At 69.7% G+C, this 22,197-nt stretch carries 19 protein-coding genes and 1 pseudogene; 5 read left to right on the top strand and 15 right to left on the bottom strand.

Going from position 1 to position 22,197, the window contains the following annotated elements; translation table 11 throughout:
- From BFN01_RS13070 to BFN01_RS13060, 3 genes are all read right to left on the bottom strand, one after another.
- Positions 1-1,711: AAA family ATPase (locus tag BFN01_RS13070; RefSeq protein WP_143187246.1), on the bottom strand; the 1,711-nt coding region annotated here is incomplete at its 3' end.
- Positions 1,711-2,871 (bottom strand): exonuclease SbcCD subunit D, encoded by a 1,161-nt coding sequence (locus BFN01_RS13065; protein ID WP_071644781.1) that lies wholly within the window; start codon positions 2,869-2,871, stop codon positions 1,711-1,713. The genes BFN01_RS13065 and BFN01_RS13070, both read right to left, overlap by 1 nt.
- A 93-nt stretch (positions 2,872-2,964) precedes the next feature.
- Positions 2,965-3,273, bottom strand: a complete 309-nt coding sequence (locus BFN01_RS13060) for a GNAT family N-acetyltransferase (protein WP_071644780.1) — start codon at positions 3,271-3,273, stop codon at positions 2,965-2,967.
- A 328-nt stretch (positions 3,274-3,601) separates the two neighbouring features.
- On the opposite strand from BFN01_RS13060, the gene BFN01_RS13055 reads away from it, so the two are divergent.
- Positions 3,602-4,291, top strand: a complete 690-nt coding sequence (locus BFN01_RS13055) for a winged helix-turn-helix domain-containing protein (protein ID WP_071644779.1) — start codon at positions 3,602-3,604, stop codon at positions 4,289-4,291.
- A gap of 167 nt (positions 4,292-4,458) precedes the next feature.
- Positions 4,459-5,400 (top strand): DNA-3-methyladenine glycosylase, encoded by a 942-nt coding sequence (locus tag BFN01_RS13050; RefSeq protein WP_083428813.1) that lies wholly within the window; start codon positions 4,459-4,461, stop codon positions 5,398-5,400.
- Positions 5,401-5,554: 154 nt separating this feature from the next.
- Here BFN01_RS13050 and BFN01_RS13045 read toward each other — a convergent pair whose 3' ends face one another.
- Genes BFN01_RS13045 through BFN01_RS13030 form a run of 4 tightly spaced genes read right to left on the bottom strand, consistent with a single transcriptional unit; the run spans position 5,555 to position 9,419 of the window.
- Positions 5,555-6,310: an ABC transporter ATP-binding protein gene (locus BFN01_RS13045; RefSeq protein ID WP_071644778.1), complete on the bottom strand. Its 756-nt coding sequence runs from the start codon at positions 6,308-6,310 to the stop codon at positions 5,555-5,557.
- Positions 6,307-7,311: an iron chelate uptake ABC transporter family permease subunit gene (locus BFN01_RS13040; protein ID WP_071644777.1), complete on the bottom strand. Its 1,005-nt coding sequence runs from the start codon at positions 7,309-7,311 to the stop codon at positions 6,307-6,309. Before BFN01_RS13040 ends, BFN01_RS13045 begins: the two co-directional genes overlap by 4 nt.
- A gap of 46 nt (positions 7,312-7,357) precedes the next feature.
- On the bottom strand, positions 7,358-8,374 hold the full coding sequence (locus tag BFN01_RS13035) for an ABC transporter permease (RefSeq protein WP_071644776.1): 1,017 nt from the start codon (positions 8,372-8,374) through the stop codon (positions 7,358-7,360).
- 52 nt (positions 8,375-8,426) lie between these two features.
- Complete coding sequence (locus BFN01_RS13030) at positions 8,427-9,419, bottom strand: siderophore ABC transporter substrate-binding protein (protein WP_071644775.1); 993 nt, start codon at positions 9,417-9,419, stop codon at positions 8,427-8,429.
- A gap of 85 nt (positions 9,420-9,504) precedes the next feature.
- Here BFN01_RS13030 and BFN01_RS13025 point away from each other — a divergent pair, with 85 nt between their 5' ends.
- Complete coding sequence (locus BFN01_RS13025; protein WP_071644774.1) at positions 9,505-10,272, top strand: siderophore-interacting protein; 768 nt, start codon at positions 9,505-9,507, stop codon at positions 10,270-10,272.
- Positions 10,273-10,416: 144 nt separating this feature from the next.
- On the top strand, positions 10,417-11,445 hold the full coding sequence (locus BFN01_RS13020) for an FUSC family protein (protein WP_071644773.1): 1,029 nt from the start codon (positions 10,417-10,419) through the stop codon (positions 11,443-11,445).
- 117 nt (positions 11,446-11,562) lie between these two features.
- Here BFN01_RS13020 and BFN01_RS13015 read toward each other — a convergent pair whose 3' ends face one another.
- From BFN01_RS13015 to BFN01_RS12980, 8 genes are all read right to left on the bottom strand, one after another.
- Positions 11,563-13,077: a CdaR family transcriptional regulator gene (locus BFN01_RS13015; protein WP_071644772.1), complete on the bottom strand. Its 1,515-nt coding sequence runs from the start codon at positions 13,075-13,077 to the stop codon at positions 11,563-11,565.
- Positions 13,074-14,108: a DUF917 family protein gene (locus BFN01_RS13010; RefSeq protein WP_071644771.1), complete on the bottom strand. Its 1,035-nt coding sequence runs from the start codon at positions 14,106-14,108 to the stop codon at positions 13,074-13,076. The genes BFN01_RS13015 and BFN01_RS13010 overlap by 4 nt, the downstream gene beginning before the upstream one ends.
- Positions 14,109-14,117: 9 nt before the next feature.
- Positions 14,118-15,218, bottom strand: a complete 1,101-nt coding sequence (locus BFN01_RS13005) for a DUF917 domain-containing protein (protein WP_071644770.1) — start codon at positions 15,216-15,218, stop codon at positions 14,118-14,120.
- Positions 15,215-16,339, bottom strand: coding sequence for a DUF917 domain-containing protein (locus BFN01_RS13000; RefSeq protein WP_071644769.1), 1,125 nt, complete (start codon positions 16,337-16,339; stop codon positions 15,215-15,217). Before BFN01_RS13000 ends, BFN01_RS13005 begins: the two co-directional genes overlap by 4 nt.
- Position 16,340: 1 nt before the next feature.
- The gene (locus BFN01_RS12995; RefSeq protein WP_071644768.1) at positions 16,341-17,888 is read right to left on the bottom strand and encodes a hydantoinase/oxoprolinase N-terminal domain-containing protein; all 1,548 of its coding nucleotides are present in this window, start codon (positions 17,886-17,888) and stop codon (positions 16,341-16,343) included.
- 29 nt (positions 17,889-17,917) lie between these two features.
- Complete coding sequence (locus tag BFN01_RS12990) at positions 17,918-19,258, bottom strand: cytosine permease (RefSeq protein ID WP_071644767.1); 1,341 nt, start codon at positions 19,256-19,258, stop codon at positions 17,918-17,920.
- Positions 19,259-19,499: 241 nt separating this feature from the next.
- Complete coding sequence (gene thrC, locus BFN01_RS12985; protein WP_071644766.1) at positions 19,500-20,918, bottom strand: threonine synthase; 1,419 nt, start codon at positions 20,916-20,918, stop codon at positions 19,500-19,502.
- 103 nt (positions 20,919-21,021) lie between these two features.
- Entirely contained in the window at positions 21,022-21,771 is a 750-nt protein-coding gene (locus tag BFN01_RS12980) for an AAA family ATPase (protein WP_071644765.1), read from the bottom strand.
- A gap of 154 nt (positions 21,772-21,925) precedes the next feature.
- On the opposite strand from BFN01_RS12980, the pseudogene BFN01_RS12975 reads away from it, so the two are divergent.
- A pseudogene (locus BFN01_RS12975) lies at positions 21,926-22,197 on the top strand (FUSC family protein); the annotation flags it as partial.

Here is a 22,197-nt window from a genome sequence, read left to right as displayed (position 1 = left end):
GCTCGGCGAGGGCACGCGATGCGGCGCGCTCTGCTGCCGCCACCGCGTCTCGCGCGATCTCGGCGGCCTCGATGTCGTCGGCCGACACGGGGTCGGCGTGCGCGGCCGGGGCCGGATGCGCGGTCGCGCCGCACACGGCACACGGCTCGCCGTCGACGAGTGCGCTCGCCAGTTCGCCGGCATACCCGTCGAGCCGGCGCCGCCGCAGGTGCGCGAGCTCGGCCTGAGCGCGGGTGTGCGCGTCGGATGCCGCGGACTCCGCAGCAGCGGCAGCGGCGACAGCCGCCCCCAGCCGCTCGACGTCGAGCGCGCCGGCGAGCTGCCTCTCGGCGAGTGCGACGCTCTGAGCCGCGCCGTCGAGCCGGTCCGCGCCGCGTCGGGCGAGGTCGTGCTCGGAGGTCAGCTCTCGGATCTGGGCGGGAAGCGCCTCGTGCTCGGCGTCGAGGGCGGCGAGAGCTGCGGATGCCGCGTCCACCGCGGTGCGCGCGGCTGTCAGCTGAGCGCCGCGTCGAGCGGCGCCCGCCTCGAGCTCGGCGGCCTGCTGCCAGGCGCCGCTCTCGCGCGTGCGCTCGGATGCGAGGTCGCGGTAGGCGGCGGCGCGCATCCGGTCGGGCGTCGCGCCGGGCGACGTCGGGTCTGCCCGCACGAGGCCGGCGGCGCTCGCGACGGCCGCCTCCTCCGCCTGCGCTGCCGCGGCTCGATCGACGGACGCCCTGGTCGCGGCGACGATGAGGGCGCGCAGCGCGTCGGCTGCGCGAGCACGATCACGCCGCGTCGTCGCATCCGCGATCTGGTCGGCCTGCGCGTCCAGCGCCGCCAGTGCCGAGCGGGCGCGATCGCGCTCGGTCTGCGCCTGACGCTGCTCTTTGAGCAGCGCGAGCGCGGCGTCCGCCGTGGCGAGCGCCTTCTCGGCGGCGGCGCGCTCGGTTCCGAGCTGCTCGACCCGGTAGTCGGCCCGTGCGATCGCACGACGAAGACGCTCGATTCTGGCATCCGTCGTATCCGCAACGGCCTCGGCGTCGTCACCCCACAGATCGGCGTCGCCGACGATCCGCTCGGCCTCGTCGAGTCGCGCGTCGACCATCGCCCTGCTGCCGCCGAGGGCCTGCTCGGCCTCGCGCCGACGCTCGTCGAACCGGGTCTGGTAGTCGGCGAACCGGTCGGTGCCGAACAGGCGTCGCAGCAGCGCCTGGCGTTCGCGGCTGTCGGCGAGCAGGAAGTCGGCGAACCGGTTCTGCGCCAGCAGGATCACCTGCAAGAACTGCTCCTGGGTGAGCTGGAGGATCTCGTTCAGCTCATTGGCGACGTCGACCGCGCGAGCCGCGCGTCCGACCCACCCGCCCTCCGTGAGCTCTTCGAGCGAGACCGCGGCCGCCTGTTTGGTGAGCCCGCCGCCGCGTTTGGCCGGCCGCAGATACTCGGGTGAGCGCGTCACGCGGTACCGGCCGCCGACGGTGCTGAACTCGACGACGACCTCGGTGACGTCGTCGGGTTCGCAGTGGTCGCTGCGCAGCCGCTTCTCGCCACCCTTCTCGTAGCGGGGCACGCCACCGTACAGCCCGAAGCACACGGCATCGAGGATGCTCGACTTGCCCGCGCCCGTCCGCCCGGCGATGAGGAAGATCCCGTCGTCGGCGAAGGCGTCGAAGTCGATGCTCTGACGCCCGCGGAACGGGCCGAAGCCCTCGATCTCGAGGCGGTGCAGCTGCATCAGACGAGCGCCTCGGCGCGCACCCGGTCGTCGAGAACCTCGCGGATCAACTCGGCCTCGCGCTCGGTCGCACCGTGGCCCGCCCGCACGTGCTCGAGGAACGCCTCGATGCGGTCGACATCGCTGACCGCAGAGCGCAGTCGCTGCGTGTACGAGCGCTCGTCGACGGTGTCTGCGCCCTCGGGCTGGTGCTGCACCAGGGCGCAGAACGGGAACCGCTCACGCAGTCGCCGCATCGGCTCGTGCTGGGGCACGGCGTCGGTGTAGACCGCGCACACCCAGTCGTCGGCGTGACGGGCGGCGTTCTCGTCGCTGAGGATCTCGTCGAGCGGGCCGGTGAGGGTGACCAGGGCGCGCGGCACGGGCAGATCGAGCCATTCGACCGACGCGAGGCCGTGCGCGTCGAGGTCGACCAGCCACGAGCCGCGCTGCTTGTGCTGCTCGCCGAAGCTGTAGTGCAGCGGGGCGCCCGAATAGCGCACGCGCTCGCTGAGCTGCTGGCGACCGTGGATGTGCCCCAGCGCCACGTAGTCGGGCCCGTCGAAGGCGGAGAGCGGCACGAGATCGAGACCGCCCTGGCGCACCTCGCGCTCGAGCCCGGCCGTGGCGTCGACGCCCGCGGCGAAGCAGTGTGCGACCGCGACCGACCGACCCCCGTGTGCCGTCATGCCGTCGCGCACGAGCGTCATGGCGTGCTGCATCACCTGCGCCTGCGTGCGCAGCGCGCGCTCGTCATCGATCCAGTGCTGCCGCACGATGGCCGGTTCGAGGTACGGGACGCCGTAGAAGTGCACCGGGCCGTGCTCGTCATGCACGGTCACAGGCGCGGCGATCGCGAGCGGATCGGTGAGCACGTGGATGCCGTCGCGCAGCAGACGGGAGTGGAACCCCAGCCGGGCGGCTGAGTCGTGGTTGCCGCTCGTCATGACGACTGTGGCGCCGGTTTCGTGCAGCGCCAGCAGGGCGTCGTCGAGCAGCCTGTAGGCGGATGCGGCGGGAGTCGCGGAATCGAACACGTCGCCCGCGACGATCACCACGTCGACCGCGTGCTCGCGCACCTGGGCGACCAGCGCGTCGAGCACCCCGGCCAGCGCCGCGACAGTCGAGTGCCCGTGGAAGGTGCGGCCGATGTGCCAGTCGGAGGTGTGCAGGATGCGCATACCCACACGGTATGCGGGGCCTCCGACATCGCGTTCGAGGCGTGCCGCGCGGGGCTCACCCGCGCGGGCAGCCGGCCGCGAGTGTCGATCGGGTCAGCGTCGCCGAAGCAGATGCTGCTTGTCGGGGTGCGCGTCGAACCAGTCGGCGACGTACCAGCACACCGGGTCGATCAGGCGGTCGCCGCGCGCCTCGATCTGGGCGACAGCGCCCGCCACCACACGTGCGGCGTACCCGTGGCCACGATACGTCGGGATCGTGAACGCGCGGGTCATCGCGACGGTCGTGCCATCGTCGCGGTAGTCCAGCACGCTCAGCAGCTCGCCGTTTCTCGTGAGCGCCCAGCGGGAGGCATCTGTCTCATCCAGGAACACGAAATCAGCGGCGTCGGGGGTTGAACTCACCCCACAACGTTACGTCGTATTTCGTCCGCTGGATTGTCACGTTTTGACATGGGACGTCTCGGTGGGAAATAATCGCCCCCATGACCACCAACGCAAGCCCTCTGTCCGCCCAGGAGGCGAACGGGACTGCCGGGATGATGATGCCCGGTCGCGTTGGCATGTGTTGCCGAATGTGTTGCTAAGGCGCAACCACCCAGTCCGACTCGCTGAATTCTCCTCGATCTGAGGGACGAGTCTCTGAGCGCCCACCCTTCGCGCTCATCACCCCACCGGCTCCGCCCGGTCATTCGTGCAACGCATCCCTCGGCTCACGCAAGGAACCATCATCATGTCGAACACCGCCCTCCTCGAGCGTCCCGTCACCGCCCCCGTCCGCGTCGTCTCGCCCACAGACGCCGCCGCCGACCTCCCGTCCGTCCGCTCGCCGCGCGGCTTCGCCCTCTACGTCGGCATCGACGAGATCAAGGCCGCATCCGCCGGGGTCAGCCTCCCCGTGCTCGTCGACGCACTGCGCCGCACGCTCGCGGAACTCGCTCCGACCGCCGAGACGCACGCCACCGTCGCCCTCGCCCCGCAGTCGGCCGGTGGTCGCGACCTCGACGTCGTGCGCCTCGCCCTGCACGAGCCCGGCGCCATCGCCCGTGCCAACGCCGCCGTCGAGGAGGAGAAGGACGAGGAATCGGGCGTCGTCGTCGACATCTCCCGCAAGCGCGTGCTGCTCGACGGCGAATCGGCCTCGTTCACGTACAAGGAGTTCGAGCTGCTGCAGTACCTGGTGCTGCGCGAAGGCCGCACCATCGAGCGCAGCGAGCTGGTCTCCGCCCTGTGGCAGGCATCCACCGACGAGGAGGCGCCCGGCGAGCGCACCATCGACGTGCACGTGCGTCGCCTGCGCGCCAAGCTCGGCCGCCACGAAGACATCGTGCGCACCGTGCGCGGTGTCGGCTACCGCTTCGACCGTCACGCCGACGTGTCGATCCGCTACGGCCACGGCACGCCTTCGCCCGACCGCTTCTGATCCACCTCTTCCGCCGTCGACCCTTTCGCCGAGACCCCCACTTGCCGCCGACACCCCCCCGGATAAGACCGTACGCAGACAGGGGTGTCGGCAGCAGATGGGGGGTGTCGCCGGCCAGAGAGACTCATCCCGGAGGAGATGTCAGGGACGGCACGTAGAGTTCCTGCATGACCCTGATGACGGATGCCGCCGCGCCCGCACCGGCGCGCGAGTCCGTCTATCGTCCGCCGCATCCGCTCCATCTCGGCCGCACGGTCGGGATGCTGCGACGTGGCGGCGGCGATCCCACGATGGTCATCGACGGCGGCCGGATCTGGATGGCCTTCCGGACGGATGCCGGGATCGCCACGCTCTGCCTTCGTCAGGGCTCCGACGGGATCCACGCTTCGGCCTGGGGCCCGGGTGCTGATGAGGCCATCGACGTCGTTCCGCGGCTGTGCGGCGCCGACGACGATGATGACGGTTTCGTCATCGGGCATCCGCAGCTCGAGGACGTGGCGCGGCGGCATCCGGGCATCCGGATGGCCCGCACCGACCGCGTCTTCGATGCTCTCGTGTGCGCGATCATCGAGCAGAAGGTGACGGGGATGCAGGCGTTCGGCGCCTGGCGGTATCTCGTGAGCCGCTTCGGCGAACGCGCACCCGGCCCGACGCCGCGACCCATGTTCGCCTCACCCTCGCATGAGGTGTGGCGGGGCATCCCGTCGTGGCAGTGGCACCGCGCGGCCGTCGAGCCGCCGCAGTCGCGCACGATCGTCGCCGCTGCACGCCGCGGCGCGAGCGTCGAGCGCGCGACGCTCCGCGCGATCGACGGGGCAGAGAGGGACCGAGTGCTGACGAGCCTGCCCGGGGTCGGCGTGTGGACCTCCGCCGAGACGCGCATCCGGGCCCTCGGCGACCCCGACGCCGTGAGCGTGGGCGACTACCACCTGGCGCACGAGGTCGGCTTCGCGCTCACCGGCCACCGCACCGACGACGACGGGATGCTCGAGCTGCTCGCCCCGTGGAGCGGGCATCGCCAGCGCATCGTCCGCCTGATCTGGGCGTCCGGGTCACGGGAGCCGCGCCGCGGCGCCCGCCTCGCCCCCGAGGATCACCGCGACCGCTGACGACGGTGCCGTCATCCGCGCCCTCCGGAAGGGGTGCCGGCGTGCCGCGGCACGGATGTCGGCGGACCGCACGAATGTCGGCGGAAACAAGCGGTTCGGACCGACATCCGTGATTCTCGCCGACATCTGCCCGGGACACCACACGGGGAGCGCGTCAGTAGTAGACGGCGAGGGGTCCGTGCGGGCCGTCGATCACCTGCACGGGCGTCTCGAACACGCGCGTGAGCACCTCGTCGGTCATGATCTCGGCGGGCGTGCCGAACTCGACGACCTGGCCGTCCTTCATGGCGCAGATGCGGTCGGCGTAGTGTCCGGCGAAGTTGATGTCGTGCAGCACGATCACGATCGTGCGGCCGAGCTCGTCGGCGGCGCGGCGCAGCTGCGCCATCATCGCGACGGCGTGCTTCATGTCGAGGTTGTTCAGCGGCTCGTCGAGCAGCACGACATCCGTGTCCTGCGCGAGCACCATCGCGACGTACGCCCGCTGACGCTGCCCACCCGACAGCTCGTCGAGGTAGCGATGCTCGAGCATCCCGAGATCGAGGAAATCGATCGAGCGGCTGATGACGTCCTCATCCGCCCTGGTCAGCCGCCCCTTCGAATGCGGGAAGCGGCCGAAGCCGACCAGCTGGCGCACCGTCAGCCGGGTCACGAAGTGGTTCTCCTGACGCAGGATCGACACGACCTTCGCGAGATCGGCCGACTTCGCCGACGCGACGTCGAGTCCCGCGATGGCGATCGATCCGGCATCCATCCCCATCAGCCGTCCGACCATCGTCAGGAGCGTCGATTTGCCCGCCCCGTTCGGTCCGATCAGCGCCGTGATGCCGCCCTCGGGGATGACGAGGTCGACGGGCCCGATCGCGACGTCGGTCGCATACTCGCGGCGAACCTTCTCGATGGTGATCACAGGCGTCCCTTCTTGAGGATGACGATGAGGAACACGACGCCGCCGACGAGCTCGATGATGATCGAGACGACGCCCTGCGCGTAGAACACGTTGCGCATCACGAAGTACGCGCCCGACAGGATGGTGAAGGCGGTCAGCGTGGCGATGGGGAACACCAGGCGGTGATCGTCCGATCCGGCGAACTGGTAGGCGAGCGTCGCGACGAGGAACCCGAGGAAGGTCATCGGCCCGACCAGCGCCGTCGAGGTCGCCATCAGCACGGCGACGAGGAAGAGCGTGATCATCAGCTCGCGCCGGTGGTTCACCCCGAGCGCGTTCGCGGTGTCGGCTCCGAGCGCCATCACGTTGAGCCGGCGGGCGCGCATCCACAGCACGACGGATGCCACGACGCACAGCGGCACGGCGAGCGGGAGGTACGACGCATCGGCGTTGGAGATGTTGCCGAACAGTCGCGCGGCGAGCACGTCGAACTCGCTGGGGGTGAGCAGCCGCTGCATGAAGGTGGCGATCGCCCCCAGCCCTCCGCCGATCACGATGCCGATCAGCAGCATGATCTGCAGGTTGGCGTAGCGTCCGGTGAGCAGCCAGCCGTAGAGCAGCATCGCGAGGGCCACCATGACGGCGATCTGGATGCCGAACTGCAGCAGCCCCTGCATGGCGACCAGGCCCGCGATGCCGAACAGGTAGACCGACGAGGTCTGCACGGCCCGGTACAGCGACTCGAATCCGAGGATCGACGGGGTGACGATCCGGTTCGTCGCGACGGTCTGGAAGCTCACTGTGGCCACCGCCTGGCAGACGGCGACGATGATCATCACGAGCACGTTCGTGAAGCGCAGCTCGGCGATGCGCCAGAAACCGTCCGTGCCGAACGGCATCGGGTTGTCCCAGGCGAGCAGTCCGATGCCGAATCCGACCGAGAGCACGACCAGGATCGTCAGCGCGATCAGATAGCGACGTCGGGCACGGGCATCCGCGAACCAGCCGGCGGCGGCGCGCATCGGCCTCTGCTGCGCGACGTTCGCCCGCCCGAGCAGGTCGACCCGCCTAAGCACGGCGACGCTGTCTGAGCAGGAGGAGCACGAACACGACCGCGCCGACGATGCCGAGAATCAGCGACACCGGCACCTCGAACGGCATCACGATGGTGCGACCGATCAGATCGCAGAGCGTGACGATGCCGATGCCGAGCAGGCACACCCACGGCAGGTTGCTGCGCAGGTCGTCGCCGCGCAGCATCGAGACGATGTTGGGCACGATCAGGCCGAGGAAGGGCAGGTTGCCGACGACCACGGTGACGACGCCGGTGACGACGGCGATGAGTGCGGTGCCGAGAAGCATGATGCGGTCGTAGTCGAGCCCGACGTTCGTGGCGATCTCCTCGCCGAGACCGGCGACGGTCAGCCGATCGGCGACGACGAAGACGATCACGCCGACCACGGCGACGATCCACAGCATCTCGTACTGGCCGCGCAGCACCGAGGTGAAGCTGCCGGCGAACCAGACGCCCAGGCTCTGCAGCGTGTTGGTGGCCAGGGCGAGGTAGGTCGATACGGCTCCGACCACCGCGCCGAGCATGATGCCCACGATCGGCACGATCAGCGACGAGCGCAGCGACACTCTTCTGAGGAACAGGAAGAAGATCATCGTGCCGATGAACGCGGCCACGACGGCACCCGCCATGCGCAGCGGCAACGAGGGGTGCGGCACGAGCACCATGACCGTGAGCAGGCCGAGGCCGGCCCATTCGGTGGTTCCGGTCGTGGTCGGCTCGACGAAGCGGTTCTGCGTGAGCAGCTGCATGACGAGCCCGGCCATGGCCATCGAGGCACCCGCCAGCACGAGGGCGATGGTGCGCGGGATGCGGGTGATCTGGAACATCTCGGCGCCGTCGGGACTGCCGGAGATGTCGTAGACGCCGGTGAGCAGGGAGGCAACGAGCAGGGCGGCGACGACGAGGACGCCGATGAGCAGCTTGCCGTCGAAGAGGCGCCCGCGGGTCGCCGCACCCGCGCGCGGGGCGCGAGCCGGGGCGGGCTCGAAGAGGGGACGTGTGCGTGTCATGGTGCGAGGGCGCGGTGGCATCCGGGATCGGCCGGACGCCACCGCGCTGATGTCACTTCGCGGACTTCTCGAGCGCGTCGGCGAAGTCGTTGAGGAGGGTCGTGTACGTCTGGATGCCCTCGTTGAGGTACGTGTCAGTGGGCATGTAGACGATCTGCTCGCTCCGGACAGCGGTGACGGATGCCAGCGCCTCGGAGTTCTCGAGGATCTCGGCCGCCTGCACGTAGTTCGGCTCCTGGTCGGCGAACACGGCATCGCGGTCCATGACGAGGATCCAGTCGGGGTCCGCCTTCGCGATCGCCTCGACCGAGATGTCGTCACCCTGATGGTCGTCGGTGGCGCCGTCGACCTCGAGCGCGGGGCTGAGACCCAGGATGTCGAAGATCGGACCGAGGGTGCGGCCGGCGCTCGGGGCGATGTAGCCGATCTCGCCCCCGGACGTGGTGACGGCCATGACCGACTCCGCGTCGTCGTAGGCGTCCTTGACGCGGGCGACGGCGGCGTCGAAGTCGTCGACGAGCTGCTGCGCCTCCTTCTGCTTTCCGAACACCTCGCCGAGCACGGTGACCTGACGCTTGAGCTCGTCATCGAAGGGCTCGCCCTCGCGGGGGTCGAGCTCGAGGATGGTCGCGTCGGGCACCAGGCTCGCGAGCTTGTCGTGGTGCTGCGTGAAGCGCTGACCGTTGATGATCAGGTCGGGTTCGACGGCGACGACCGACTCGAGGTCGGGTTCGTTGTGGCTGCCGAGGTCGATGATGCTCTCGTCGGTCTTGTATCCCACGGTCGTGGGCATGAGGGTGACCGCGCCGGCGGCGAGTTCGATGCCCCAGTCGCTGAGCGTCTGGAAGGTGCGGTTGTCGGTTGCGACGACAGACGTGGGCGGGGTGGCGATCTTGTGCGTGCCGTTGTTGTCCTCGACGGTGACCGTGCCGCTCGTGGGCGCGGCCTCGTCGGCTTCGGCAGCGGGGTCTGCGGCGCAGCCGGCGAGGGCGAGGACGCTGACGAGACCGAGTGCGGTTCCGCCGAGGATTCGGGGCACGGGCATGGAGAGCTCCTGTTCTGCGTGGGGTGATGCGCTGGCTGCGCGATGGTGAACTCACTGTCACCGCGACTTAGGTTAGCCTTACTTTATGAGCGATGTGAAATCAGGTTTCTCGATCGAGCGACAGGGGCTCGATCTGCGGTTCCGCACGGCCACCCTCTCCGAGCGGGAGTGGCTCGCGCCGAACTACGTGCGCGTGCGACTGACGGGCGACGACCTCGCCGGTTTCGAATCACTCGGCGCGGACGACCACATGCGGCTGTTCTTCACGGAGGCGGCGACCGATTCGGTCGACGAGCTGCGCGCCTCACCGAACCGCGAGTACACCCCGCTCGCCTGGGGCGAGAACTGGCTCGACGTCGAGTTCGCCGTGCACGGCGATGACGGCGTGGGTGCCCGCTGGGCGGCATCCGCTCCGCTCGGCTCTTTCGTGGGCGTCGGCGGGCCACGCGGCTCGGCGGTGCTGACCGGCGCCCCGGGGTCGTGGCTGCTCGTCGGCGACGAGACCGCCATTCCCGCGATCCGTCGCTTCGCGGGGATGATCCCCGCGGGCACCCCGGCGCGCATCGTGATCGAGGTCGTCTCCGACGCCGATCAGCTCGCTCTGGACGCACCGGTCGCCGTCGAGTGGCTGCACCGCGGGGACGCGCCGGCCGGATCGGCGTTGATCGCCTTCCTCGACGGTCTCGGCGAGACGGATGCCGTGGGCTCGGACCCGTTCGTCTTCATCGCCGCCGAGCAGCAGATCGTCAAGCCCGGCCGCGCACTGCTCGCCCGCTGGGGCGTCGACGTGGCGAAGGCCGTCGTGAAGGGCTACTGGAAGCGCGACGAGGCGGAGTACCACGCCCCGCACTGAGCCGTGCCTGGCCCGTTCGGCGAGACGTGCTCTCCCCCGCCAGACGGCTGTTCGGAACATGCGGAGCCGACCGACCAGCGGCTCCACCTGGGGCGATCCACCGGCCTGAGAGCCGGCGAGCGCCGCCGCTGAAAGAATGATCCGGTGAGTCTGTTCGCCTTCGGCCCCTCCCGCGGCCCGCGCTGGCAGCTCGGCCTGCAGGCGGCTCTCGGGATCGCCGTGCCGATCGCCGTGATGACCGTGGTCGATCAGCCGATGCTGGGGTACATCGCCGCGTCGGGGGCATTCACCGTGCTGTTCGCCGGGACCCTGCCCGTGATCGAGCGGGCGCGGATGCTGCCGTTCGTGGGTGCCGCTCTCGTCATCTGCGCGGCGCTCGGGGCCGCGGTCGCGCACGATCCTCTACTGGTCAGCATCGGCATCGTGCTCGTCGCGAGTGTGAGCGCGGCCCTCGCCTTCGGCTTTCGGCTGGGCCCGCCCGGGCCCCTGTTCTTCGTGCTCGTGTTCGGCCTGTCGGCAACGGTGGTGCGATCCGCTCCGATCACGCCCGCCGGCTACGTCGCCGCGGTCGCCGCCGGATGCGCGTTCTCGTATCTGATCGCGGTGTCGCCCCTGGCCTTGGCTCGGGTCGGCGCCCGTCGTGCCCGCCCACTTCGGCAGCTCTTCCCTGGGCCGTCGTGGGATGCGGATGGCCGGATGCTGCTGCTGCGTGTCGTCCTCGTGAGCATGCTCGGCGTGGTCGTGAGTCTGTTCCTCGACCCCGCGCGGGCGTACTGGATCGTCGGAGCTGCGGTCGCGGTGATCGGGATCGCGTCGAGCAGACGGGCGGCGCTGCAGCGTGCGACGCACCGGTTGCTGGGAACGATCGCGGGCGCCGGAGTCTATGCGCTGCTGGCGCTGCTGCACCCGAGCGGTCTGTGGCTGGCGGCGCTGCTGGGCGTGTTGCAGTTCTCGATCGAGCTGGTGGTCGTGCGTCACTACGCCCTGGCGCTGACGCTCATCACCCCGCTGGTGCTGCTTCTTCTCGGCGCGGCCACGGGAAGCACGGGCGACATGTCCATCGCGATGGAACGCGTTGTCGATACTCTGGCGGGCGCCGCGCTGGGCGCGCTCTCTGGCCTGCTGCACCCCCGCTCTGATCCGTCGCGCGCTGCTCACCCCGCCCCTGCCTGACCGCCCCGTGCTCCAAGCGGAACCGCTTCTCGCTCCGGTATGAGTTTCTGCCGCTCAACCGCGGATCAGGCGACACGAACTCATACCGGAGCGAGAAGCGGTTCCGGGGGCGGGGGGTCAGCGCATCAGGACGCTGCGACAGGCCAGGTGCAGAGCGAGCCGCGCATCCGGATCCCGCATGTCGATGCCGAGCAGCTCCTGCGCGCGGCGTATGCGCACCGCGACGGTGTTGCGGTGCAGGCCGAGGGCGATGGCGGTCGCCGCGATGCCCGACTCGTGGTCGAGATACGCGGCGAGCGTGGTCAGCAGCTCACCCGTTCCCTCCCGAAGCGGGGCGAGCAGCGACTCCGCAGCCGGCACGAAGGTGTCGTTGCCGGTCCACGCGAGAAGCAGCTGCTCGAGGCCGAGGCTGTCGACCCGCACGAACCAGCCTGCTGCCGAGCGCGCGGCGGCGATCTTCGCCGCGTCTGCGGCTTCGTCGAGCGTGGCGCCCAATCCCGCAGGGCCGGGTTGCAGCGAGCCGACGCCGGTCGCGACGGCGAAATCACGTAGAGCCTCCGCATGCAGCTCGCGCAGCGCAGCGACCGCGCGCTCGACCTTCTCTGCGCTGGGCTGCTGCGCGAAGGTCAGCCACCCGCTCACTCCGCTTCCGGCTGAGGTCGCGTGCGATTCGGCGTCGATCGATCCGAGACCGGAGCGCAGCGATCGCAGCAGCGAGAATGCGTCGACCCGTCCCCGGGCCGTCATGTGGAAGGCCAGATGATGGCCCTGGGTGCGCCATCCCCGTTCGGACATCCGTCGATCGACGTCGTCGTCGGCAGCACCCCTCAGGTCGGTGAAGTCACGCAGCAGCGCCGACGACACGGCGACCTCGTTGATCGCGGCCACCTCGTCGATGAGGATGCGAGCGGCGACGGCCGGCATGGCGACCTGGGCTGCGACCGAGAGTGCCTGCAGCTGCGGTTCCCCGATCCCGTCGCCGAAGAGCACGAGGCGCAGCCCCGTCCGTGCGGGACTGTCGACACGCACGGATGCGGCCGCTGCGTGCTCGGTGCGGGCGAGGTCCGCCCACGATTCGAAGCCGATACCCGCATGCAGGTCTGGGCTGAGATGCCCTCCCGCCTCGAGGACGACTCCCGCGCGGTCGACGAGGGCGACCCCGGTGCTGAGGTTCGCGGCGATGTGCCGCAGCAGGTCCCCGAGATCCTGCGCGGAGTACTCGAACGACTGGGCAACCTTCCGCACCTGCCCCAGGGTGAGCGCGTCACGGGCCTCGATGAGCATCCAGCAGGCCTTCGCCAGCTGGATGGGGCGCGCGACGTCGAGCAGCGCGAGTCGGAGGCGGTTGGCGAGTCGACGGGCGCCCGGGTCGATCGCCGCCGCGCCCGGCACGGCGAGACCGGAGTACCCGCGGTCGCGCACGCGGCGGAGCAGCGCATCCTGCTGCCACGTCGTGCGCGGGATGCCGGAAGTGAGCACCGCGAGTCGGTGCTGCACGGGGTCGGCGAGGTCGGATTCGTCGTTCTCGATCACGACGGCATCCCACTCGACATCCTCCGGTCCGGCCACGAGCGTCAGACCGCCGTTGTCGGGGTAGGAGAGCAGAGCGCTCAGTCGCAGGGGGCTGCTCATGCCACGTCCAGCTCATCCAGGCCGTAGGCCGAGGGCGTGACGCGGCGCAGCCGGTCGGGGCGCGCGTGCCACCACGACGGAGCCGGAATCGCGAGAACGGCGACGTGGCGTGCGAGGGTGAGCTCGGTGACCTCGAGCACGTCGCGCGAGATCGCATCGACGACGACGATCACGGTGGGTGCCGCGGCGACCACCCGACCGTCGCTGAGCACCGCGAGAGTCTCGGACCGGGTGATCACGCGGTGGACCCCGCCGTCGACGCCCATGATCTCGACGGCGCTCACGGACGGATCCGCGACGAGGGATGCTGTGGAGAGGATGCGCCCTTCGGTCACGAGCTGCGCACCCAGGGCGTCCGCGAGCTCGACCAGGGACCGATCCGATGTGGCCACGAACGCGCGACCGACGCGAAGGGTGTGAGCGAGGTGACCGACGATGGCGTGCTCGCGCAGATCCCCGACCGTGAATCCCGCGAACACGGCGCACCCCGCACCGCCTGCCTGGATGATGGCGGCACGCGCCACGCGCTCGGCGTCGATCCCCCGAGTCGCCTCGACGACCGCGACACCCCCGCCTCCGGTGTCGCATGCCACGATGACCCCGGGCAGCCCGTCGACGAACAACGACATCTGGTCGAGCCCCGGCACCGCACGGCCCGTGCAGTCGGCGTCGACCACGATGTGCGAATCCGCCAGCATCAGGGGCGCCAGGCCGTTCATGCCGCCGCCTTCCAGCGAGCAGACCGCGGGTATCTCGTGACCCATCCAGCGCTCGACCGCCCTGAGCACCGGAGCGAACGGCTCGCTGCCGGGCATCCGCTCGCCCAGCAGGATCGTGGATCCGACGAATGCCACGCCGAGGCACGGCGTCGCCGGATCGAGCGACTCCGGTGCCGCGACCTGGAGCGGCCAGGTGGCCGACCCGGCGAGGATGAGCTCGAGCATGGTGGTCGATCCCCCACCGCCCGAGCCGAACAGCGCGTAACCACGCGCGAGCGCGGTCAGATCGTCACGCCCGAGCAGACTCACCATGATTCCAGATTACGGCTCCGCCAGCTCCTCGACGGCGACGAACTCCTCGGTGATGCCGAAGGCAGACGGCCCGAAGGCAGCCAGCGCTTCCGGAGTGCGCATCATCGCCGGAGTCGAGATCCCGAGCACCCGCACCCGCTGCCCGTACCGCAGCCCCTCGGTGGTGATCGGCTCCGCCGTCTCCTGGTCCACGATGCAGATGAGATCGGGGACGATCGCGACGAGCCGGCCCCCTCGGTGAGCGGTGAGGTTCTCGTTCTGGAACGCGACCTCGAGCGGGTCGCCCTCATCGCCGAGCGGGGCGATCACAGCCCGTCCCTTCGCGAACCCCTCGGTCGTGCGCCGCTCGACATCGACCACCTTGCCGACGAACAGCTCGCGCATGTGCGGGTAGAGAGTGGAAGCCAGCGCGGCGGAGATCGCATCGAAGGGGGAACGATGCTGCTCACGCGCCAAGCGGATCGCCCGGCCGAGCGCGAGCGCCATTGAGATGGTGCGGGGCACGGCCGTGCGACGCACGTCGGCGCCGGTCATCGCGTACTCGGCGATGTGGCCCACACCGCCGAGGCGGATCGTGATCCCGCGGGCGAGCCACTCCATCTGGCGATCATCGTCACCGGTGTCGATGATGACGCGCTCACCGCGCTCCCCGGCGAGGGCGAGAGGCGAGCCGTGCACGCCGTAGACGGCGAACGTCTCCATCGACAGCTCGGGAAACGCGCGACCCATCCCGTCGGCATCGACCACGGGCAGGCCCGTCTCGGCCGCGACGATCAGCGGGATCATCGAGTTGATGCCTCCGCACTCGATGGGCATGGTCGCGTCGGCCTTGCGCCCGAGGTGGTCTTCGAGGGTGCGCAGGGCGAGTGTGGGCTCGGTGCCGGCGGGGATCTTCTCGACCATGACCGTGGGCGCACCCATCTGCGCCGTGGGGATGACGAACATTTCGTCGGGCAGCTCATCCGGATCGAGGATGGTGATCGCTCCGTCACCGAGCACGCGCTCGACGAGCATCTTCCCGATGTAGGGGTCTCCTCCCCCACCCGTGCCCAGCAGGGTGGCCCCGCGCGCGAGGTCGGGGAGGTCATCGGCGGTCAGCTGCCAGCTCATCTGGGTTCGTTTCCTTCGCTCAGGACACCGGACTCCGTCTCAGTGCCGCCAGTGGAGATGGTGCCGTCGAAGCGGTGGGCGCGCATGTCGTAGCCGAAGTAGCCCGGCCCCACCATGGCGAGCGCGGCTGCCGAGTGCCACCGCTCATCGGCCGGCGCTGCGGCCACGCGGACGCGCTGCCCGTAACGCAGGGCCTCCGTGGTCACCGGCTCACCCGATTCTCCGTCGAGAACCATGATGAGGTCCGGCGTGGTCACCAGCACCTGTCCGTCCTGCTCGGCGACGAGGTGCTCGTTCTGGAACTGCAGCGTGATCGACGTGTCACCAGCCCCGTCGATCCGGGCCCGTCCGCGTGCGAATCCCGTGGTGGTCGCCCGCTGCACGTCGACGACCTTGCCGTCGATCAGCTCTCGGCCGTGCAGCAGTGCGACAGCCGCGGCGACGGGGTCGGTCTTCGAGTCGCGGGCTCTGGCAATGGCCTCACCGATCTCGATGCAGCGCGACAGCGAATCGGCCACGAGCGACTCCCGCGCCTGCACGCCCGACATCGAGAAGCCCGAGATCATCACCGAGCATCCCATCTCAACACAGGCGACCCGGGCGATGCGCTCGGTCCACGAGTTGTCGACGGTCTGCAGGACCCCCATGTTGCCCTTCTCGTCGCTGAATGCGAGTGGAGAGGCTGTCACACCGTGGAGGGTGGGCAGCACCATCTGGAGCTCGGGGAACGCGCGGCCCATGCCGTCGGCGTCGATGAGCGGCAACCCGAGCGCCGCGGCCGCGGCGATCGGGATGGTGGAGTTCACGCCGCCGACCTCGGCGCACGCGATGTGGGTGACGGGTCGGCCGAGGTGCACGCCGAGCGCCCGGACCGGCTCGACGACCTCGTCCAGGCTGGGCAGCTTCTCGACCATCACGGTCGGCGCGCCCATCATGGCGACGAACAGCACGAGCGCATCATCCGGCACCTCGTCGAGGCCCACGACGGTGACATCCGTGTCGGCAAGCGCCTGCCGGGCCAGCAGAGCTCCGATGTACGGGTCACCGCCGCCGCCCGTGCCGAGCACCGCCGCACCGCGGGCGAGCCCGTCGATGTGCTCGGCGGTGATGGTCCAGCTCATCTCACGCCCCCATGTCGAGGTCGCCGACAGCCTTCGCGCGGATGCGCGTGGCGTTGCCGGGCAGATACGGGATCGGCACCTCGTCGAAGTCGATGATCGAGACGGTCGAGGGACGGGCGCCCGCGGCGATCGCCCTGTCGACAGCTTCGGAGCGCACCGCGGCGATCGTCTCGTCGCGCCGACCGGGCTCGATCGCGTACACCTTGTCGATCTCACCGCCGACCTGGGCGATCGATGCGCCGATCGCGTTCGCCACCGCGTAATTCTCGGGGCGGTGCACGGTGCCGAACATGGGCAGCTCATCCGGCAGCAGGATCGACCCGCCGCCCACGGCGACCACCGCGATCGGCTCGGGTGAGGTGCGCATCCGATCCACTGCCTCCGAGACGCGCTCGGCGATGCGCTGCAGGACACGGTCGACGAAGGCGGGGTCGAGGTGCGCGACCTTCGTCGCGTCGCCGATGTCGGCGCGGCCGGCGGCCACGGCGATGTCCGTGGCTGTGAGGGTGCTGCCTCCGAACACGAGCGCGTCGGTGGTGAGCCGGTAGCCGACCGATGCCGGACCGACCTCGGCGGTCTCCTCGTCGACGATGCTGCCCCCGCCGATGCCGAGCGAGAGCACATCGGGCATCCGGAAATTGGTGCGGATGCCCGCGACCTTGACCTCATTGGCCGTCTCGCGCGGGAATCCGTTGATCAGAAGGCCGATGTCGGCGGTGGTGCCGCCCACATCGATCACCGCGCAGTCGACCAGTCCGCTCGTCGCGGCCGCACCGCGCATGGAGTTGGTCGGGCCCGAAGCGAAGGTGGCCACCGGGTATCGGCGCACGTACTCGTCGTCCATCAGGGTGCCGTCGTTCTGGCTGAGGAAGATGGGGGCTTCGATCCCCTGCGCGCGCACTGCCGAGGTGAGCCCGTCGACGATCTCCGAGGCGAGCTCCCGCAGCGCAGCGTTGATGATCGTGGCGTTCTCGCGTTCGAGCAGGCCGATCCGGCCGATCTCGTGCGAGAGCGAGATCGCGACGCCGTCGCCCAGGACCGAGCCGATGATCTCCGCCGCCTGGATCTCGAGGTCGTGGTTGACGGGGCTGAAGACCGATGAGACCGCCACGGAGCGGATGCCGTTGGCCTTCATGTCCTCGGCGTGCGCGCGCAACTCATCGGGGTCGAGCGGCGAGATGGGCCGGCCGTCGAACTCGTAGCCGCCGTGCGCCAGGTAGCTGCGGGCGTGAGTGGCCTCGACGAGCGCCTCCGGCCAGTCGACCAGCGGCGGCAGGGCACGCGTCGCGGGCAGCCCGAGACGCAGCGCCGCGGTCGGTGCGAGTCGGCTGGCCTGGACCAGAGCGTTGATGAAGTGGGTGGTGCCGATCATCACCGCGTCGATGTCGGGACCGTCGAACGGATGCGCGGCGCGCAGCTCTTCGATCGCCTGCACGATGCCGCTCGTGACGTCTCCCGTGGTCGAGTGCTTGACTCCCGCCAGCGTGCGCGTGCCCGCCATGAGTACTGCGTCGGTGTTCGTGCCGCCGACGTCGATGCCGATGTGCATGGTTCTCGCTTTCTGTGTGGAGGCCGCGCTCAGGCGCTGACGGGCTCGGAGTCGGGTGCGGGGGCCTGTCGAGTGGTCGCGACGCCGACGCCGCGGACGAGACCGAGCTTGCCGGCCAGGACGTAGAGCACCATCGAGAGGAAGAGGCTGAGCAGAGACGGGATGCCCCAGGTCACGAAGTACCCGACCAGCGACGACACCAGCCACACGACGATGGTGGTCGGAACGAGACGCGGTGCGGTCGCGGGGAGCGTCCCGGCCTCGCGACTGGTGTCGAGATCAGCGCGCCAGCGGCGCACGAAGTAGTACTCGGCGACCATGATCCCCGCGATGGGAGGGAAAGCCACGCTCAGCACGATGAGGAAGGAGGTGAACTGCCCGAGGATTCCGACGGCGGCGAGGATCGAGCCGACGATGCCGAGCACGATGGTCGTCGTGACGCGGTGCAGGTTGCGGCCGAACGCCGTGGAGATGAAGTTGACCAGTCCCAGCGTCGACGAGTACAGGTTCCAGTCGTTGATCTTCAGCGTGCCGGTGAGCACGATGAACAGGCCGATGAGGCCGACGGATGAGGTGACGATCGCGACGATGTCGCCGGTGCCGGCGGCGTGGGCGAGCAGAACTCCCGCCAGTCCGATCACGAACTCGCCGAGGGTGACCCCGACCACGGTCTGCTTGACCACGTCGGCGCGGGAGCGGTTGAAGCGGGTCATGTCGCCGGTGATGATCGCGCCGACGATCAGGCCACCGGCGACGATGCCGGTGCCCGCCCACACGCTCATGGAGGGACCGGGGGCCGGGCTGGTCAACAGCTCGCCGATGTCGTGACGGCTGAGTTCGCTGATCACCGACCAGCCGACCAGGATCAGGAACAGCGGCACGGTGACGTTGGCGAGCCACTGCATCCCGACGAAGCCGAAGGCGACGATCGCCGTCACCGCGAGGCCGAAGATGAGACTCCACGCCCACACCGGCAGGGCACCCGGCATGAGCGCATCGAGCGACTGCGCCGAGATCGCCGACTGGATGCCGAACCACCCGATCAGGCTGATGCCGATCGCGAGTCCGACGAGCGAGGCGCCGATCTCGCCGAAGCCGGTCCATCGCGCCAGCAGGGCGGTGTTCAAGCCCTCGCGCTGGCCGATGAAGCCGACGACGCACATGACCACCTCGAGGATGATCGAGCCGAAGAGGAAGGCGAGGGCGGCCTCGCCGAAGGTCATGCTGAAGCCGAGCGTCGCTCCGAGCAGGAACTGCGAGAGCGCCGACACCTGGCCGAAACGCTGGATGGCGATGCCGAACCAGGGCTTGCGTGCGTCGGGTGTGACTCGGGAGAGCGCGAAATCATCGGGGTGCGCCGTGCGTGCCATGAGGGGTCCTTCGAGAGGAGGGAACGGGTTGTGGCAACAGTAACCACGCCCTCCGGGCCCATGACATGTGCGATCAGCACGAGAATCGCGTCACCAAGTGCACTCTGCACTGCCCACTCGCTCCCTCACCCACAACCACCCCTCCTTCCGGTATGAGTTTGTGCCGCCCGAACGCGAAGCAGGCGGCACGAACTCATACCGGAGCGAGAAGCGGTTCCGGGGTTGGGGGGTGGGAGGGGGGTCAGCGCAGCGCGTGCTCCGCCACGAAGGCCCGCAGTGCCTGCTCGTCGTCGGCCATCTCGGTCACACGCTGCGGGGCGGCGAGCATCTCGCGCAGTTCGGGCGAGAAATCCAGCTCGACGCTGATCGCCTCGGTGATGGTCTCGGCGAACTTCTGCGGCTTCGCGGTCTCTAGAACGAGCATCGGCACCTCCGACTCGACGTGCTCGCGAGCGACTTTCACGCCGTCGGCGGTGTGCGGGTCGATGATCTCGCCGGTCTCGTCGTACACCGAGCGGATCGTGGCGAGCCGGTCGGCGTGGGTCGAGGTGCCGCTGACGATGCCGAACTCGCTCTCGAAGCGAGGCTGCTCCGCCGAGAAGTCGATGGCGCCGACGGCGTCGAGAGCGTCCCACGCCGCGACGACCCGGGCAGGGTCGCGATCGACGAGCTCGAAGATGAAGCGCTCGAGGTTCGACGCCTTCGAGATGTCCATCGACGGGCTCGACGTGGCGTGCGTGTCGGCGGCCGAGCGCGGGCGGTAGACGCCCGTGCGGAAGAACTCGTCGAGCACGTTGTTCTCGTTCGCGGCGAGCACGAGGCGGCGGATCGGCACGCCCATGCCCTTCGCGAAGAAGCCCGACAGGATGTTGCCGAAGTTGCCCGACGGCACCGTGAACGAGACCTCGAATCCGGGGCGGAACTCGGGCTCGACGGCATCCGTCACCCGCAGCCACGCCCAGAAGTAGTAGACGACCTGCGCGGCGATGCGGCCCAGGTTGATCGAGTTGACCGCGCCGAGATTCTGCGCGCGCTTGAACTCGAGGTCGCCCGCGAGCCTCTTGACGAGGTTCTGGCAGTCGTCGAACACCCCGTCGACGGCGATGTTGTGCACGTTCTCGTCCTGCAGCGAGTACATCTGCGCGCGCTGGAACGAGCTCATCCGGCCCTGCGGAGAGAGCATGAACACCGACACGCGCTCCTTGCCGCGCAGCGCGTGCTCCGCCGCCGATCCGGTGTCACCCGAGGTGGCGCCGACGATGTTCAGCACGCGGTCCTTCTTCTCGAGCACGTACTCCAGCACCTGCCCGAGGAACTGCATCGCCATGTCCTTGAACGCGAGCGTCGGGCCCTCGGAGAGGCCGACGAGCGTGAGACCGCCGCCGATCGATCGCAGCGGCACCACCGCATCCGGGAAGTCCGCGTACGCCGCCGCCGTCATCCGCGCGAGGTCGTCGCGGGGGATGTCGGTCGCGAACAGCGAGAGCACCTCGGTCGCGAGCTGCGGGTAGGTGAGCGCGCGCCAGCGTTCGAGCGTCTCCGCGTCGACCTGCGGCAGCCGCTCGGGCACCGCCAGCCCGCCGTCGGGCGCGAGCCCCTCGAGCAGCGTCTCACTGAACGGCTGCGGCTGCATGCCGCCGCGGGTGGAGATGTACAGCACGAGGGCTCCTCGGGTCGTCGGGGTCTCCATTCTCGCAGGATCGCCACGACGGCGAGGCCGGATGACGCCTGTCGCGCATCGACCCGCAGCAGCCGGCGTGCACTCAGTCGAGCAGATGTCGCAGGTAGCGATCCGGATCGCCGAGGAACGACCGCCAGTGCCGCACCAGCTCGAGCTCCTCCCACGTCGTCTCGCGCAGACCCCACTCGCCGAGCTCGAGGATCGTCGCGCCCGGCAGCGACGCGAGCACCGGAGAGTGCGTGGCGCAGAGCACCTGCCCGCCATCATCGGCGATGCGCCTCAGCACCGAGATCAGAGTGAGGGTCGAGGCGAACGACAGCGCGGCCTCGGGCTCGTCGAGGCAGTAGAACCCGGGCGAATCGAATCGAGTGTCGAGAAGCGCGAGGAACGACTCGCCATGACTCATCTCATGGAAGGACGCGTCCGGACCCGAAGACGGGTTCTGCTCGAGGTAGGTGTAGAACGAGTGCATCGTCTCGGCACGCAGGAAGAACCCCCACTGACTCGCGCCGACGCCGCGCTCGAGCCGCAGCCAGTCCGACAGCGGCGACTCGGTGGGTCGAGTGCTGTGACGGGCGTAACGCGACCCGCCCTCGGGCGACAGCCCGTACGCCAGCGCGATGCCCTCCACGATCGTCGACTTGCCGCTGCCGTTCTCGCCGACGAGAAACGTCACACCGGGCGAGAACCGCACCCCGTCGCGAAGCAGCTGCGCGACCGCCGGGATGGTCGTCGGCCACCGGTCGCTGCTCTCGGGTGCGTCGTCGTTCGCGCTCACGGCGCAGACCGGATGCCTGCGCCGCATCCACCCCGTCTCGCCGTTCACCCCCATGGGCAGACCCTATCCCGGGCTGCCCCCGGTCAGCGCGCCGATGCCGCCGCGCACGTATCCGGATGCCAGGCTGTACCGCACGACATGCCGGTCATCGTCGCCCCGGACGCGGACGCGGCACAGGCTGCCATCGACAGGGAGTGATCGAGTGCGAATGAGAAGACCGCTCCGCCTGCGCGGCACGGGCATCGGAACGGCGGCGCGCGGCGCGGTCAGCCGCGCCCGGCTGCTCTTCGCGGCGAAGACCGCCCTCGCGGTCGGCATCGCATGGACCATCGCGCCGCACATGCCCGGCGTCGCGGACGAGTACCCCTACTACGCACCGTTCGGCGCGCTGATCAGCATGTACCCGACGCTGATGTCGTCGGCGAAGACCGGCCTGCAGACGCTCCTCGGCCTGGGGGCGGGCATCGCGCTGGCCACGCT

This window comes from Microbacterium sp. AR7-10 (assembly GCF_001878835.1).
GTDB classification, from domain to species: Bacteria; Actinomycetota; Actinomycetes; order Actinomycetales; family Microbacteriaceae; genus Microbacterium; species Microbacterium commune.
This window is presented reverse-complemented; position numbering and strand designations above follow the sequence as displayed.

Coding starts and splice junctions, on each gene's coding strand:
- BFN01_RS13015 (WP_071644772.1), bottom strand. CDS start 13,077: ATGAGCAGCCCCCTGCGACTGAGCGCTCTGCTCTCCTACCCCGACAAC.
- BFN01_RS13065 (WP_071644781.1), bottom strand. CDS start 2,871: ATGCGCATCCTGCACACCTCCGACTGGCACATCGGCCGCACCTTCCAC.
- BFN01_RS13010 (WP_071644771.1), bottom strand. CDS start 14,108: ATGGTGAGTCTGCTCGGGCGTGACGATCTGACCGCGCTCGCGCGTGGT.
- BFN01_RS13030 (WP_071644775.1), bottom strand. CDS start 9,419: ATGCCCGTGCCCCGAATCCTCGGCGGAACCGCACTCGGTCTCGTCAGC.
- BFN01_RS13025 (WP_071644774.1), top strand. CDS start 9,505: ATGAGCGATGTGAAATCAGGTTTCTCGATCGAGCGACAGGGGCTCGAT.
- BFN01_RS12990 (WP_071644767.1), bottom strand. CDS start 19,258: ATGGCACGCACGGCGCACCCCGATGATTTCGCGCTCTCCCGAGTCACA.
- BFN01_RS13050 (WP_083428813.1), top strand. CDS start 4,459: ATGACCCTGATGACGGATGCCGCCGCGCCCGCACCGGCGCGCGAGTCC.
- BFN01_RS12995 (WP_071644768.1), bottom strand. CDS start 17,888: ATGCACATCGGCATCGACGTCGGCGGCACGAACACCGACGCAGTACTC.
- BFN01_RS12980 (WP_071644765.1), bottom strand. CDS start 21,771: ATGGGGGTGAACGGCGAGACGGGGTGGATGCGGCGCAGGCATCCGGTC.
- BFN01_RS13000 (WP_071644769.1), bottom strand. CDS start 16,339: ATGAGCTGGACCATCACCGCCGAGCACATCGACGGGCTCGCCCGCGGT.
- BFN01_RS13055 (WP_071644779.1), top strand. CDS start 3,602: ATGTCGAACACCGCCCTCCTCGAGCGTCCCGTCACCGCCCCCGTCCGC.
- BFN01_RS13005 (WP_071644770.1), bottom strand. CDS start 15,218: ATGAGCTGGCAGCTGACCGCCGATGACCTCCCCGACCTCGCGCGCGGG.
- BFN01_RS13040 (WP_071644777.1), bottom strand. CDS start 7,311: ATGCGCGCCGCCGCCGGCTGGTTCGCGGATGCCCGTGCCCGACGTCGC.
- BFN01_RS13035 (WP_071644776.1), bottom strand. CDS start 8,374: ATGACACGCACACGTCCCCTCTTCGAGCCCGCCCCGGCTCGCGCCCCG.